The sequence below is a fragment of the Serratia sp. CY31944 genome (assembly GCF_052169175.1).
Classification (GTDB): Bacteria; Pseudomonadota; Gammaproteobacteria; order Enterobacterales; family Enterobacteriaceae; genus Serratia; species Serratia sarumanii.
This window is the reverse complement of sequence record NZ_JBJNLG010000022.1, coordinates 89795-103967: the sequence shown is the minus strand read 5'-3', so window position 1 is coordinate 103967 and position 14173 is coordinate 89795. Positions and strand designations below refer to the sequence as shown.

Genomic DNA, 14173 nt, shown 5'->3' with positions numbered 1-14173 from the left:
CGCGCTGATGACGGCGATCATGCCGCGTGACAGCAAAGGGGACTCGGTCGAAGGATTCATCGGGCACTCTCCGGCTGTTCGGCCATATGACGCAGGAGCTATAAATGGGGCTGCTGTGGAAAAAGGAAGGCGAAAATTCTCATTAAAACCTTTTGATTTTAAAAATGGTATTAATGAGGAGTATTTGCTGAATGAGTTGGGTGTTTCACTTGGGGTTATATATTCTTCAGTAGGTAAACTGCAGTCAGTTAATAGAAATATTAAATTTGATAGTTGATTGTTATCTTTGTTGGTGGGTCGCAATTTAATGTTGCGACCCAAAACTATCTTAGTTCGCAGTTGGCACTGAAACTATTGGAAGTATGCCGCCATATTCCGTTAATTCTCCAGAGATACATAGTGCGAAGGTTCGAGTTTTAGTGGTATTTGTTGTAGGATAAGAATTGAAGTGCCAGTGATTATAACCATTGTCTTTATCAATATGAAGGATTACTTGCCCTAAACCATCTACCTTTTGCGAAAAAAAACAAATCATTTTACCGTTAGAATCAGCAATCCAAGTCGGTGGTGATGTCCAAAACGATAGAGCGTCATCACCGTGAGTTACTAAACTGAAATCTCTATGCCCCCGTGCCTTCAGTTCAGAAAAAATTTCAGGCGTATTAAAGAATTCCATTCTATCAACTCCGTTCTGTCTGATTGATTTGGTCGGGATTCCGACCGCCAACCTCACATATTATCACTCCAACAGCCCGGCGTGGTAGCCGGATAACTGGTATCTCCCGCCAGGCGTACGCGCCACTCGCCTGGTGTATTCAGGGCCGGTAACCCGATAACCCGCAGGCGATAATCTTTGGAGTGATAAAAATGGCTTTTGATCCAAACAAGAACATGATCACCGCCGCCTTTGTGCAGCAGTTCCATGATTCTTTCGAAATCGCATCGCAGCAGAAGGACTCGCGCCTGCAAGCTGCCGTACACGATCGCGGGATGATTACCGGCGCATCGTTCACCATCAACGATATGGGCACCATTGAGATGAACCTAATCACCGAGCGCTTCGGCGATACGGTTTGGGATCTGCCTGAAGCGGGTACCCGTAACGCGCTGATGGCGGATTACGGCGTGTTCGTGCCAGTGGAAAAACGCGACCTGCGCAAGCTGATCGCTGACCCTCAGGGGCCATATCTGCAGTTGACCCTGGCGGCCGCGAACCGCAAAAAGGACGACGTGATTTACCGCGCGTTGCTGGATACCGTCCTGCGCAAAACCTCGAACACTGGCGCCTACGCTCTTGTGGCGCTGCCGGCATCTCAAAAAATTGTTGCGGGCGGTACCGGCATGACCAAGGCCAAGCTGATCGCCGCCAAGGCCATGTTCCGCCGCAATGAGTGTGACGAGCAGAACGGCGAGGAACTGTTCATCACGTACAACGCTGACATGCTCACGCAGATCCTGAGCGACACCACCCTGACCAGTGCCGACTTTATGGCGGTGAAAATGCTGCAGGAAGGCGCGGTGTCCGGCAACTGGTTGGGCTTCAAGTGGTTGGCATACGAAAAATTGGACTCGGCCAGCGCTGGCGATCCGGCTGTCACCACCAAGACCGCCGCCGCCTGGTGCAAGTCTGCGGTGCATTTCGGTACCGGTGCCGAGTACAACACCGATATCGGCCCGCGCCGCGACAAGAACAACACCATTCAGATCTCTGTCGATGCGTCCTATGGCGCCGGCCGCGCAGCCGAAAACAAGGTTGTCGCGATCGACTTCACCGCTTAATGCCAGCGCTCCTTTGCCGGGGGTAACACCCCGGCCTTTTTCATGAGGTAACGCCATGGCTTCCAGTATTTCCATCTGCTCTAACGCACTGCTCGCGCTCGGTGCACACCCGATCAACAGCTTCGACGAAAACAGCGAACATGCCCGCTTGTGCTCGAACATCTACCCGACCGTGCGTAATGATCTGCTGCGCAAGCACCCATGGAATTGCGCGGTTAAACGCGTGGTGCTTTCACCCAGCAGCACGGCTCCGGCGTTTGGATTCGGCTTTCAATTCCCGTTACCCGGTGACCTGATCCGCATCTTGTCTGTCGGCGAAGAGTGGGACGAAATCCCGTACCGCATCGAGGGAAAGAAGCTGCTGGCCAATCAGAACGTGATTCGTCTGCGCTACATATTCCGCAATGAAGACGAGTCGACCTGGGACTCGGCGCTGGTGAATCTGGCCGAAGCCACTATGGCGGCCAAGCTGGCCTATGCGGTAACGGCATCCGCCAGCCTGCGCGACAGCCTGACCCAGGAGGCTGCCTACCTGCTGCGCCAAGCCAAGGCTATTGACGGACAGGAAGATCCGCCGGAAGAACTTGGCGGCTATCCAACTTACGATTCGAGGTTCTGACCGTGCGCGCCAACCTGATAAAAACCAACTTCACCGCCGGCGAGATTTCCCCGCGCCTCATGGGCCGCGTTGATATCGCGCGTTACGCCAACGGCGCCAAGCAGATCGAGAATGCGGTTTGCGTTGTGCAGGGCGGTGTCATGCGTCGTCCTGGCACTCGTTACGCGGCAGCGGCCAAATACGGCGACCGCGGCGCCCGGCTGATCCCCTACGTGTTTAACCGCTCTCAGGCGTACGTGCTGGAGTTTGGCGACGGATACCTGCGGATTTTCCAGAACGGCGCGCAGCTGGTGAACGATGACAACACCCCGTATGAAATCGCCAGCCCGTACAGCGCCGACATGCTGCCGGCCGTAAATTACGTTCAGGGCGCCGATACCATGTTTCTGGTGCATCAGGGCGTTAAGCCTCACCGCCTGCAGCGGCGCGGGCAGCTTGATTGGGTGCTTGAGCCATGTCCATTTATCGTTGAGCCGTTCGACGAAATCCGCGACACGCCGGAAAAATGGTGCAAGCCGTCGGTTAAGGAATTTGTCGGCTCAGAAATCACGCTGACACTGAGCGACGACGAGCCACCGAAAGACAGCGAGGATCCGGCGCCATTCACCGGCCCCGGCTGGGTGGCTGAGGATGTTGGCTCATACGTCCGTATTAACAGCGGCCTGGTGCTGATCAAGAGCATCACCAGCGAGCAGATTGCCGTCGGCGTTATCCGCACTGACCTAACCGCCACACAGGCAGCGTCGCCTGGTGCGTGGACGCGCGAAGACACGGTATGGACTGACGAATACGGCTACCCTGGCGCCGTGACGCTGCACCAACAGCGCCTAGTTCTGGCCGGCTCAGTCAGGTACCCGCAAACCATCTGGTTCAGCGAAACCGGCGTTTACCTGTCATTTGAACTGGGTACCGACGACGATAAGGCGATCAGCTTTACGTTGTCTTCCGACCAGCTCAACCCGATTGTGCACCTGGCACAGATGAACACGCTGATCGCGCTGACGTACGGCGGCGAGTTCACGATCACCGCGGGCAATGATGCGGCGATCACCCCGACAAATATCTCGGTGAAAAACCCCAGCCCATACGGATGCAACGGGATCCGCCCGGTGCGCGTCGGTACCGAAATCATGTTTGTGCAGCGCGCCGGCCGCAAACTCTACGCAGTGGCCTATGACCCGGACAGTTTTGTGTCGTATTCCGCCAACGATATGACGGTGCTCGCGGAGCACATCACCGCCGGCGGGGTGATCGATATGGCGTATCAGCAGCAGCCGGACGCCTTTATCTGGCTGGTTCGCACCGATGGCGTGATGGTGACGATGGCAATCGACCGGGCGCAGGAAGTTATCGCATGGTCACGCCAGATCACCGCCGGCGGCTTTGAATCGGTGGCATCGATCCCGTCAGATAGTAACGATGTGGTCTACGCGCTGGTACGCCGTGAGATCGGCGGCCAGGTGGTTCGTTACGTCGAGGTGTTCGACACCACGCTGTATACCGACGCCGCCGTAACCGGCAGCAGCGAGGCCGGCGCAACGACGTGGTCAGGGTTAAATCATCTTGAGGGGCAGACCGTCGATATTGTTGCTGACGGCTCAGTGATGCCTGTACAGGTGGTTTCCAGCGGTCAGATCACCTTGACGCGAAAAGCCTACCGCGTGGAAATCGGTCTGCATTTTGAATCAACAATCCAAACGCTCACCCCAGAAGTGGGCACCACCGAGGGCACCACGCAGAGCGCCAAGAAGCGCACCAGCGAAGTGACGATGCGATTTCTTGAAACCACGGGCGCCGAGTGCAACGGGACGATCATCCCGTTCCGCACCTTCGGCCCGGCCATTCTCGATAAGCCGGCGCCCTTGTTCACCGGCGATCACTACTTTGGAAAATTGGGCTGGGAGAAAGGCGAGGACACATTGCTTATCCAGCAGCGCCAGCCTTTGCCGTTCCACCTCCTGGCCATCATTACCACTTTCACCAGCAACGGGGGCTGACAATGATCCGCAACGCAACCGCCGGGGATATCCCGGCACTGATTGAACTTGGCGCCCGCATGTATCTGGAATCGCGTTACGCGGAAACCTCGCCATTCGACGAGCAGAAATGCGCCGAGCTGGCGAAGCACCTGATTGCCGCTCCGAGCGGGTGCGTACTGGTGGCCGAGCGCGATAGCCAGGTGATTGGCTGGCTGGCCGGCGGCATCGCCGAGCAGTGGTTTTCGCGCAAGCTGATGGCGTTCGAGTACGGGCTGTTTATCGCGCCGGAGCACCGCGGCGGATCTGCTGGCCCGCGTCTGGCTAAAACCTTTATCGCGTGGGCTGCTGACCATGGCGCCGCCGTTATCAATATGGGCATCACCACTGGCGTGCATGAAGAACGCACCGGGGCGATGTATGAACGTCTTGGCCTGTCGCGCACTGGCCTGTTGTATTCGAAGGAGATTTGATTATGTGCACAGGTGTGGAAATAGCCCTGGTCGCATCATCGGTGCTGGCTGCCGGCGGCGCTGCTGCAAGCGGTATCCAGCAGCAGAAAATGGCGAACTACCAGGCGGATCAGGCGAACGCAGACGCCGAGGCCGCACGCGCATCAGCGCGTATACAGGCCGACAGAATACGCAAGGCAGGGCGTGAGCAGGCCGCACAGGCAAACGCGGCGCTGGCGGCGTCGGGCGTAGAAACTGGCGAGGGTACGGCGCTGCGCATCACGTCCGGCATCACCGGCGACGCCGAGCAGGACGCATACACGACGATCCTGAACGGCATGAACACCGGCGCCCGGTACAACGCGCAGGCGCAGGCCGACCGACTCAGCGGCCGCAATGCGGCGACGTCCGGCTATATCAACGCGGGCAGCTCGCTGTTGTCCGCAGCTGGCACCGGTTACTCCGGCTGGAAAAAGGCCGGCCCAACAACGACGAATACCGGCACCGCGGCGTCGAATAACATGTTCTCGAATATGGGGGTGCGCTGATGCGGATACCAACCGGAAATTTTGGCAATGTGACGCCCGAGGCGCAGCGTACGCGAATTGACGTTGGGAATGTTGGTGCCCCTGCCAATGCATTGCAGCACCTGGCGACTGTCGGGATCGGTGTTGCCGAAGATCAGCAGCGCCGAATTGCCCAGGAAAACCAGAGCCAGCTGCAGGCGCTGACGCTGCAGCTTGATGATTTCAGTAACGGGCTGGTTAACGATCCAGACCATGGCTTATTGGCACAACAGGGAACTAATGCGGAAGGTGCGACCAAAAACTACACCAGCCAGTACGAGGACTTTGCGAACAAACTTGCTGCTGATTTACCGCAGGAAATGCGCGAGCAGTTCCAGCAGCAGGCAATCGCAAAGCGCATTCAGCTCGAGCGTACAGGATTAACCCATGAACTGAGCCAACGCCGCCAGGTGGAGCAGGGTAATTTTGAGTCGACCATAGCGAACAGCTCGACGCGTGCCCAGAGCTATTGGGGTGACAACGTCAATTATCAGTTAGAGGTTGGTAGCGCGCAGCAGCAGATCGCTGAGTATGGTAAGGCCCATGGTTGGACGCCGGAGCAGGTAACCGAACAACAAAATAATTACGTTAAAACAACCGCATATAAAACCATGGAAAACTTGGTTGCGTCGGATGCCGACACGGCCGCCAGGCTGATGGGTGAGCCTTCTGACGTGGGCGGCGCGGTGCGCTACAGCGGTGGCGGCGCTTCTGATCCGGTAGGACTTCGCAACAATAACCCCGGCAATCTGGTTAAAACCGCCAACACCTGGGACGGGGAAGTAAAAGGCGATGGTCGTTTTGCGTCGTTCGCCACCCCCGAACACGGACTGCGTGCGCTCTGTAAAAATCTGCTGGCCTACAACAAGCGCGGTTACACCACGGTTGAGCAAATTATCGGGCGGTGGGCGCCACCAAACGAAAACGACACTGCAGCCTACACGGCGGCGGTATCCAAGGCGCTCGGTGTGCCGGCTGACAAACGTCTTGATCTGACCGATATCAACACGCTTACCGCGTTGTGCGCCAGCATCACCCAACATGAAAATGGCAGCAATCCCTATTCGCAAGAGCAGATCACCACCGGCGCTATGGCTGCGTTGGGTATGACCGCCTTGCCCCAGCCAGAAGGTGGAAATTTGCGTGCGGCTGGTGCAGCAACAGCGGTTACTCAGCTCGACCCGGTACAGCTGGCGCGATTGCGTAGCATGGCGCAAGGGCAGTTAAGCCAACAGCAGCGTGAATATCGTGCCGGGCTGGAAAGTGAGCTGAAAGACTTCAACGCCGTCGCCTACCAGGGCAAGAGCTATCCACGCGAGTTTAGAGAGGGCGAGTTTGTCCGCGCTTATGGATATGACGCCGGACAAAAAGAGTACGCCAGCTACCTCGACACACGCCAACTTAGCCGCGACATTTCGGTTGTACAACAGCTATCCCCGGGCGGTCAGCAGGCGCTGCTTAATGCGCGCGAGCCGGTACCCGGCGAAGGTTTCGCCGAATCGTCTAAGCGATACGAAACCTTGCAAAAAGCCGTGGCGTACGTGAACAAGGTACGCGAAGCCGACCCCATCCTTTATGCCGCTGGCCAGCAGCAGGTTAACCCTCTGGATGTGCAATCACCGGAAACATTCGGCAGCAGCCTGACAAACCGCGCCAGCGCCACCCCGGAGATCGCCCGGCACTACGGAACGCCGTTAACCGTATTTTCAAAGGCAGAAGCATCGCAGATTGGCGAGATGCTGCGTACAGCGCCAGCGTCGCAGTCAGTTGCCTACCTGGATGCGATGCGCCAGGGGTTAGGGACTGGCGCGCAGTATTCCGCAGCGCTGCAGCAGGTTAGCAGTTACGCCCCGTCTGCTGCAGTCGCAGGCGCGATTATGGGTAAAAGCGGCAATGTGATCGGTAAATCCGGATGGATCTCAGACTCTATGGTAAACCCCGATGATGCGGCAAAAACAATCATCGAAGGAGCTAATGCACGGGCTGGAATTACCACCAAAGTGAACGGAGTGGAGAACAAAACGAAAGGAATCGAGATACCGAAAGACTCTGATCTGCGCCCGGATTTCGTTGATGCAGTTGGGAACGCCTTTGCCGGTGATGCGGCTGGCGCGTCACAAGCCTATGAAGTGGCCAAGGACTACTACGCCGGGCTGATGGCTAAGAAAGGTGATGTTTCTGGTGAGTATGATCGTGACGCATGGACACAGGCAATCAACGTGGCCACCGGTGGCGTTTACGATTACAACGGGCAGGGAGAGGTTTTGCTGCCGTGGGGAATGTCAGAGGGGCAATTTGATTCTGCCGTAAACACCGCGTGGCAATCCCAGATCGTTGATGCCGGCATCAAGGCGCCGCCTGGGCAATATGGGCTGCAAAGCTTTGGCGACAGCCAATACCTGATAAAGCTGGGGGCTGGCTACCTGCTCGGTAAGGACGGTAATCCGGTTGTGCTCCGCATTAACGCTGAGCGCGTTCGCCTAGGAAACGGAGGGATACCGCAGTGAGTTATTTCGGATTCAACCAGGCGCAGCAAAATAGGGAGCTGGCAACGGCAGCAGAAAATCCGATCGGGTTAGCCCGCTCTGATGCTGATTTTTTTGATGGCGCATTCACTGCACCTTTCAAGGGGCTTTACGCCGGGGTTACACAGGCCGATCAAGTTGCCTGGGCTGGCGTGGATGCTGTTGTGTCGCCGATCTCGCGGGCTGTTAATGATGCGTTCGGGGTGAACGACACCTCTGAAAGTTTCATCAAGAATCAGCGAAAGCTGGCGGAACAGCAGGTGCGAGCGTTAACGCCTGATGCAGGAACCACCGGTACCGCCGGGCAGGTGCTTTTCTCTCTGGCGGAGGTGGGTGGGCAGGCGGCGGCTGGCACGTTGTTGGGTGGGTTGCCTGGCGCCGCGGCAACAGTTGGCGGCCTGCAGGGCTTTTCCGATTACGAGAAGTCCCGTGTTGACGGTGTGGATTATGGCACCGCTGTAGAAAAAGCGCTGGTAACTGGCGGGACAGCGGCGCTTGGCGCCGTTCTTCCTATGTCTCTCGGACTTCGTGCCGGTGGTGCAGTAGCTGAAGGTGTTGGCGCCGCTCTAACTTCCAGCGGTACAGCTGTAGGCGCTGCTGCCGGTACTGCTGCGCGGGCGGTACCTGATCTGCTTTATTCCGCAGGTACCAACGTCGCGATGGGCATGGCACAGAGGGGGTTATCAGCGGAGATCCTACGACGCGGTGGCTATGAGGATATGGCCCGCCAGTACGATGTTTTCGATAACCAGGCGTTGGCGGTCGACGCCGTGCTCGGCATAGCTTTCGGCGGGCTTGGTCGATTTATCAATAGCCGGGGCGAAAGCGTGGCGGTACGCAGCGCAGAGCCGGCAGAGATCGACGCGGCGCTGACTTCAAGCTCTCACCTCAACTATGAGGTTACGGCATCGCCTGGCGTTCCCGTCAGCGTCCTATCACGTACTGCCCATGCCCGCGCCATGGATAAAGCCATGACTGATGCGCTCGCTGGGCACCCGGTAGACGTCGGTTCATTGATGGATGGAGCCGAGTTTATTCAGCGCCGCCCGCGTGTCGATCTGGCATCGCAAGAGGTGCGTAAGGCGATGAGATTACCTGATGCCGTAATTCGCGATACTGACGCGGTTCGTTTCGACGATGTGGCCGGCGCCAATTACCTCGCAACACCGAAACCCAGAACGCGACAGCAGATCCAGCAAGATGAAATTGCGGGCGCGGAGCGCGCCATGCGCGGGGATGATTCCCGTGCAGCGGAGGCCGATACACTGGAGGCGCAGCGCGCCATTTCCGACAACCCGGATCTGCAGGTTCATGTCGTAAATCCAGATGACAGCACAACGGTGGTAAGAGCTGCCGATCTAATGGCTGAGGCCGATCGCGATGTGGCCAATGCTCAACATGACGCAAATTTATTTGATGTGGCCGTGAGCTGCTTCCTGAGGAGATAATTTCATGAGAGACGAGTGCATTCAGGCGATCACCGCAGCATCACAGCGACCACTTACCGCCGCAGAAATAAAAGGGATTGAAGATCGCATCGTGAAAAATATGCGCAACCTCGCGCGTAACGATCCAGCCTCATGGCGCAATCTTAGCGAAGCGGAACGGATGCAGCGCGCCGGGCAGATGGCGGCCGACGAATTGCAGCGCGAGGCCGCACTGAAAAAGCGGCGTGTAGCCTTAACCATTGCCGCGCGCCAGCGCCTTGATAACAACATCAACAGCTACCAGGGCAAGGATGGAAAGCTCGAGGCGCTAAACCGCACCATAGCTTTTCACGCGGACGGCAAGGCTAATTTTCTTTCCGTTGAGTCGAGAACCAAGGCGACCCGCGATTATGCTCTGAGCCAGTTGGAGGAGCTTTTCGAAGCTATCGATCCACGTTTCTTCCAGCTGTTCGAAGACAATCAAGGCGTGCGCGATCTGGTCTACGAGATGCGCGGGCAGGAAACTGGAAATCAGCGGGCTAAAAAAGGCGCCCAAGCGTGGCGCCGTGTCGCAGAACTGCTGCGCCAGCGCTTCAACGATGCTGGCGGCGATGTGGGATTCCTGGAGGATTGGGGGCTGCCGCAGCATCATTCCATGGAGAAGGTGGGTAAGGCGTCACAGGATGAATGGGTGGGCTTTGTCGTTGGGAAACTCGACCGCAATAAATATGTGAAAGAAAACGGCGAGATGATGAATGATGCGGAGCTTGCTGCGTTCCTGGGCGACGCCTACAAAACGATCGCTACTGGAGGTATGAACAAGCTGGGCGACAGCGGGCTGCGGATCTCCGGCGCTCGGGCAAATCGCGGGAGTGCTGAACGGCAGATTCATTTTCGTGATGCCGAAACATACCTCGAATACCAGCAGCGCTTTGGCGAAAAATCGATGTGGGACATTTTGGTAAATCACATTGATGGCGTGAGCAAGGATATCTCGCTGGTGGAAACCTACGGGCCCAACCCCGATCACGTATTCCGGTCTCTGCTGGATCAGCTGACCAGCGAGACAGCAAAGGCAAACCCGCAGCGGTCAGGGCGTATTAATCGCCTGCGTAACAGTACCGAGAGCCTTTACAATTTTGTTGCCGGAAAAACGCAACCCATCGCGAACCCACATATCGCGCGATGGTCGGATAACGTCCGAAACTGGCTTGTTGCAACGCGGCTCGGTTCGGCGCTGATCTCTTCACTTTCGGATAACGGCACTATGTACCTTACCGCCAAAGTGAACAATCTGCCCATGGCGCAGCTGTTGCGTAACCAGTTGGCAGCCATGAATCCGGCGAACAAAGAAGAGCTACGGCTTGCGCGCGGCGCCGGCCTATCGATGGAAACGCTGATCGGCAGCGTGAACCGCTGGGCGACCGACAACATGGGCCCGTCGGCGTCACGCTGGACGGCCAACGCGGTTATGCGTGCCAGCGGCCTATCTGCCTGGTCGGATGCCCATAAACGCGCCTATGGCGTCACCATGATGGGCGGCGTGGGTAATCTGGTGCGTCAGCATGGAAGCCTTGGGAAAATTGCTGCTGATGATGGCCGGATTCTCAAAAGCAAAGGGATTACAGAGCGCGACTGGAGTATTTGGCGCTTGGCCGAACAAGAGGATTGGGGGAACGGTAATACAACTATGCTTACCCCGGAAAGCATCATGCGTATTCCGAATGAAAAACTCGAGGCATTTGGTAACCCGGAGCGCGTGAAGTTCGAGGCGATGCGCAAACTGCTAGCCGCCGTTTCCGAAGAGGTTGATATGGCGGTGATCTCGCCTGGCGCGCGGGAGCGCATGATCGCCGGCGCGGGTGTGCAACGCGGTACTATCCATGGGGAGTTATGGCGCAGCCTGTTCCTTTTTAAATCTTTCCCGATTTCGGTAATGATGCGCCACTGGTCACGAGCATTGAATATGCCGTCCGCGGGTGGGCGCGTAGCGTATCTCGCGACGTTTTTGGCTAGCACGACGATCTTGGGGGCTATGTCTCAGCAGATCAGCGACATGATTGCGGGTAAAAACCCCCGTGAAGCTTTCGGCGACCAATCATTTAAGTTCTGGATGAATGCCTTGCTAAAAGGCGGAGGCCTCGGGCTTTACGGGGACTTTTTCTTTTCTGACCACACTAAGTATGGGTCTGATGCCTTGGCTTCAATGCTCGGCCCTGTGGCCGGCTTGGTTGATGATGCCATTAAACTGGCGCAAGGTGTCCCGCTTAATGCTGTCGAGGGAAAACCAGAACAGACGGGCGGTGATGCAGTGAAGTTCGTAAAGGGGCTGATACCTGGTCAAAACCTGTGGTACACAAAAGCCGTTTTGGATCATATGATATTCAACCAGATGCAAGAGTATTTCTCCCCCGGGTATTTGCGCCGCATGGAGAAGCGCTCACGTAAAGAGTTCAACCAAACATACTGGTGGCGCCCACAAGATAGGCTGCCGCAATAACCAATGGGGGTAAAATGGCCAATCCGGTATCGTATTTAATATTCTTTCTAGTTGCCTGGGCTTTCTTTAATTTTATTGAAAGCAGGCCGAAAGTTGGCGATATAGTGGGGAAAGCCCTTAAATATGTTTTTAGTTTTATTTGGCCAATCGCACTTCTGTTCGGTTCATATGTTTATGTTGAAAAAAATGAAACCACTGGGGCGTTTATTCTCGGCGCAATAGCATTAGCTTTAACGATACCATGTACCGTGATTGCCTCTGATGATCCTGGCAAGAAATGGTCAGAAATTAAAAAGTTCTTCCACAGGTAAACAGTCAGGAAACCGACCAACCACCCGCCACATCATAGCCCCATGACAACCATGGGGCTTTTTTATGCACAACGATTACAAAACCCGCCTTACTGCGCTGAGCGACAAGTTAACCGACGTCGTGCTCGAGGAAGCCGATCCGGATACCTGGCCGGGCGCCGACAAACCACTCGACAAACATACGAAGCAGGAGCGCGGCGATCGCTACTGGTGCAAGAAGAACGCGACGGCATCGCTCACGCTGCTGGTGAAGGTGCATTCGCTGATCGGCATGCACACGCGCGGCGGCACGCCGAAAGACGGCGACGAGCCGGACGACGAGGCGTTTCGCCTTGGGCAGCAGGTATCCGCCGCTGAGCGCGCGGCGCAGGAAGTTATCGAACGCCTGCAGCAGCGGAAAAAATGATTTCGTTCGTCGCCTTTTTCATCATGTGGGCGGAGCGGATGGGGTGGGATGTTCCCGACTGCCATTACCGCGCCTGCCACTGGCTCGAGCACCGCGGCGATCTGGCGGTGCTTCGCTGTTTCCGTGGCTTCGGTAAATCCACCATTCTGGCGGTGTATAACGCCTGGCGGTATTACCGGGATCGCCAGTACCGGATCTTGCACCAATCCGAGGCCGACGGCACGGCGTACAAAACCAGCCGCGACACGCAGAACGTGCTGCGCAATCACCCGCTGACGCGCGGCATGCTGCCAGACGGTCAGGGAACCGTTGAGCAATGGTGGGTTAACGGCTCGCTGGATATGCGTAACGGCAGCATGTATGCGAAAGGCATCCTGTCTAACGTCACCTCGGCCCGCGCCGACGAGTGCCAAAACGATGACGTCGAAGTCCCGCGAAACATCCAGACGCCGGAGGCGCGCGAGAAACTGCGCTACCGGCTCGGCGAACAAACTCACATCCTCGTGCCCGGCGGCCGCAAGCTGTTCATCGGCACGCCGCACACCCACGACAGCCTATACGACGAGGTCGAAGCCATGGGCGCCGATTGCCTGACCATCAAGCTTTTCGAGAAAGAGCACCGCATCGATGAAAAACAGGCGACGGCGCGCAGCTACGCGCTGCCGTTCCGGCCGGAGTACGTCTTTATCGGCATCCACATCGGCGCGCGCCTGCTCGCTGAGGGCGTTGATTATCAGCTGACGGCTACCGGGATCACCTTCGCTGAGCCACCGGGAACGACGGTGGACTGCTACGCCGAATGTGCATGGCCAGAGCGGTTCACGCCGGCCGAGATGGAGAAGCGCCGGCAGGAAACGCGAACTGTCAACGAATGGGATAGCCAGTACCAGCTGCACAGTAAACCGATCGGCGAATCCCGCCTCGACCCTGAACGCATCCGCGAGTACAACGTGCAGCCGGAAATCCGGTACGCGAACCGCACCGCCTCGATGTGGCTGGGCAGCCAACAGATTGTTGGCGCTGTCGCCTGGTGGGACGTGGCCACCGGCAAAGCGAAAGCCGACGCCAGCGCCTTTTCTCTGGTGCTGACCGACGCACGCGGGCACCTGTACTGGCATGTGTGCCAGGGGCTGATCGGCGATCTGGCAGAGTTCGACGAGCGTGACAAAATCACCGGCGGCCAGGTGGTGCAGATCCGCGAGCTGGTGGTGCGTTACCAGATCCCTCAGGTGGTAGTTGAGGTGAACGGTCCCGGCAGCTTCGCTGGTAAGCTGCTCCGCCAGGCGCTGAAAGGTACGGGCTGCGGGGTGAGGGAAGAGTTCACCATAACCAACAAGCAAAAACGTATCCTCGACGCCTATGAGGCACCGCTGTCGTCCCGTTTCCTGTGGGCGCATAGCGACGTACTCGACGGGCCGGCCTATGACCAAATGCGCGATTTCAACCCGGCGCTAACCAACCAGCCGGACGACTTTATCGACTCTGGTGCGGGGGCTATCAGCGAAACGCCGGTGCGCATCGGCAAATTGGTCGGGAAACCGACCGCTCAAGGGCGGGAAGATTGGCAGCCAACAGACGGGGATCATGAGGTCGCCGTAGACTACTAAGAGGC

At 57.2% G+C, this 14173-nt stretch carries 13 protein-coding genes; 12 read left to right on the top strand and 1 reads right to left on the bottom strand.

Annotated elements, in window-relative coordinates:
• The coding region (locus ACJ8IN_RS20815; RefSeq protein ID WP_442519521.1) for a hypothetical protein at window positions 1–277 on the top strand (277 nt) is incomplete at its 5' end.
• A gap of 51 nt (window positions 278–328) precedes the next feature.
• Here the strand turns inward: ACJ8IN_RS20815 and ACJ8IN_RS20810 are convergent.
• A complete protein-coding gene (locus tag ACJ8IN_RS20810; RefSeq protein ID WP_308325608.1) occupies window positions 329–676 on the bottom strand; it encodes a hypothetical protein in 348 nt (115 codons plus the stop codon).
• Between the two features lie 191 nt (window positions 677–867).
• Between ACJ8IN_RS20810 and ACJ8IN_RS20805 the strand changes: the two genes are divergently transcribed.
• From ACJ8IN_RS20805 to terL, 11 genes are all read left to right on the top strand, one after another.
• The gene (locus ACJ8IN_RS20805) at window positions 868–1779 is read left to right on the top strand and encodes a phage capsid protein (RefSeq protein WP_308325609.1); all 912 of its coding nucleotides are present in this window, start codon (window positions 868–870) and stop codon (window positions 1777–1779) included.
• Between the two features lie 55 nt (window positions 1780–1834).
• Window positions 1835–2398, top strand: coding sequence for a hypothetical protein (locus ACJ8IN_RS20800; protein ID WP_308325610.1), 564 nt, complete (start codon window positions 1835–1837; stop codon window positions 2396–2398).
• Between the two features lie 2 nt (window positions 2399–2400).
• Window positions 2401–4395 carry a hypothetical protein gene (locus tag ACJ8IN_RS20795; protein WP_442519520.1) on the top strand — a complete coding sequence of 665 codons (1995 nt, stop codon included), beginning with the start codon at window positions 2401–2403 and terminating at the stop codon, window positions 4393–4395.
• A gap of 2 nt (window positions 4396–4397) precedes the next feature.
• Window positions 4398–4847 carry a GNAT family N-acetyltransferase gene (locus tag ACJ8IN_RS20790; RefSeq protein WP_308325612.1) on the top strand — a complete coding sequence of 150 codons (450 nt, stop codon included), beginning with the start codon at window positions 4398–4400 and terminating at the stop codon, window positions 4845–4847.
• Between the two features lie 2 nt (window positions 4848–4849).
• Entirely contained in the window at window positions 4850–5374 is a 525-nt protein-coding gene (locus ACJ8IN_RS20785) for a hypothetical protein (RefSeq protein WP_308325613.1), read from the top strand.
• A complete protein-coding gene (locus ACJ8IN_RS20780) occupies window positions 5374–7899 on the top strand; it encodes a hypothetical protein (protein ID WP_308325614.1) in 2526 nt (841 codons plus the stop codon). Before ACJ8IN_RS20785 ends, ACJ8IN_RS20780 begins: the two co-directional genes overlap by 1 nt.
• Window positions 7896–9365: a hypothetical protein gene (locus ACJ8IN_RS20775; protein WP_308325615.1), complete on the top strand. Its 1470-nt coding sequence runs from the start codon at window positions 7896–7898 to the stop codon at window positions 9363–9365. Before ACJ8IN_RS20780 ends, ACJ8IN_RS20775 begins: the two co-directional genes overlap by 4 nt.
• Window positions 9366–9369: 4 nt before the next feature.
• Window positions 9370–11844 (top strand): hypothetical protein, encoded by a 2475-nt coding sequence (locus ACJ8IN_RS20770; RefSeq protein WP_308325616.1) that lies wholly within the window; start codon window positions 9370–9372, stop codon window positions 11842–11844.
• Between the two features lie 14 nt (window positions 11845–11858).
• The gene (locus ACJ8IN_RS20765; RefSeq protein ID WP_308325617.1) at window positions 11859–12155 is read left to right on the top strand and encodes a hypothetical protein; all 297 of its coding nucleotides are present in this window, start codon (window positions 11859–11861) and stop codon (window positions 12153–12155) included.
• Between the two features lie 64 nt (window positions 12156–12219).
• On the top strand, window positions 12220–12561 hold the full coding sequence (locus tag ACJ8IN_RS20760; protein ID WP_308325618.1) for a hypothetical protein: 342 nt from the start codon (window positions 12220–12222) through the stop codon (window positions 12559–12561).
• A complete protein-coding gene (gene terL, locus ACJ8IN_RS20755) occupies window positions 12558–14168 on the top strand; it encodes a phage terminase large subunit (protein ID WP_308325619.1) in 1611 nt (536 codons plus the stop codon). Before ACJ8IN_RS20760 ends, terL begins: the two co-directional genes overlap by 4 nt.
• Window positions 14169–14173: the final 5 nt, after the last annotated feature.

Bases quoted from the DNA above. Each gene is read 5' to 3' on its own strand.
- ACJ8IN_RS20770 (WP_308325616.1), top strand. From the start codon at position 9,370: ATGAGAGACGAGTGCATTCAGGCGATCACCGCAGCATCACAGCGACCA.
- ACJ8IN_RS20780 (WP_308325614.1), top strand. From the start codon at position 5,374: ATGCGGATACCAACCGGAAATTTTGGCAATGTGACGCCCGAGGCGCAG.
- terL (WP_308325619.1), top strand. From the start codon at position 12,558: ATGATTTCGTTCGTCGCCTTTTTCATCATGTGGGCGGAGCGGATGGGG.
- ACJ8IN_RS20765 (WP_308325617.1), top strand. From the start codon at position 11,859: ATGGCCAATCCGGTATCGTATTTAATATTCTTTCTAGTTGCCTGGGCT.
- ACJ8IN_RS20785 (WP_308325613.1), top strand. From the start codon at position 4,850: ATGTGCACAGGTGTGGAAATAGCCCTGGTCGCATCATCGGTGCTGGCT.
- ACJ8IN_RS20760 (WP_308325618.1), top strand. From the start codon at position 12,220: ATGCACAACGATTACAAAACCCGCCTTACTGCGCTGAGCGACAAGTTA.
- ACJ8IN_RS20790 (WP_308325612.1), top strand. From the start codon at position 4,398: ATGATCCGCAACGCAACCGCCGGGGATATCCCGGCACTGATTGAACTT.
- ACJ8IN_RS20800 (WP_308325610.1), top strand. From the start codon at position 1,835: ATGGCTTCCAGTATTTCCATCTGCTCTAACGCACTGCTCGCGCTCGGT.
- ACJ8IN_RS20810 (WP_308325608.1), bottom strand. From the start codon at position 676: ATGGAATTCTTTAATACGCCTGAAATTTTTTCTGAACTGAAGGCACGG.
- ACJ8IN_RS20805 (WP_308325609.1), top strand. From the start codon at position 868: ATGGCTTTTGATCCAAACAAGAACATGATCACCGCCGCCTTTGTGCAG.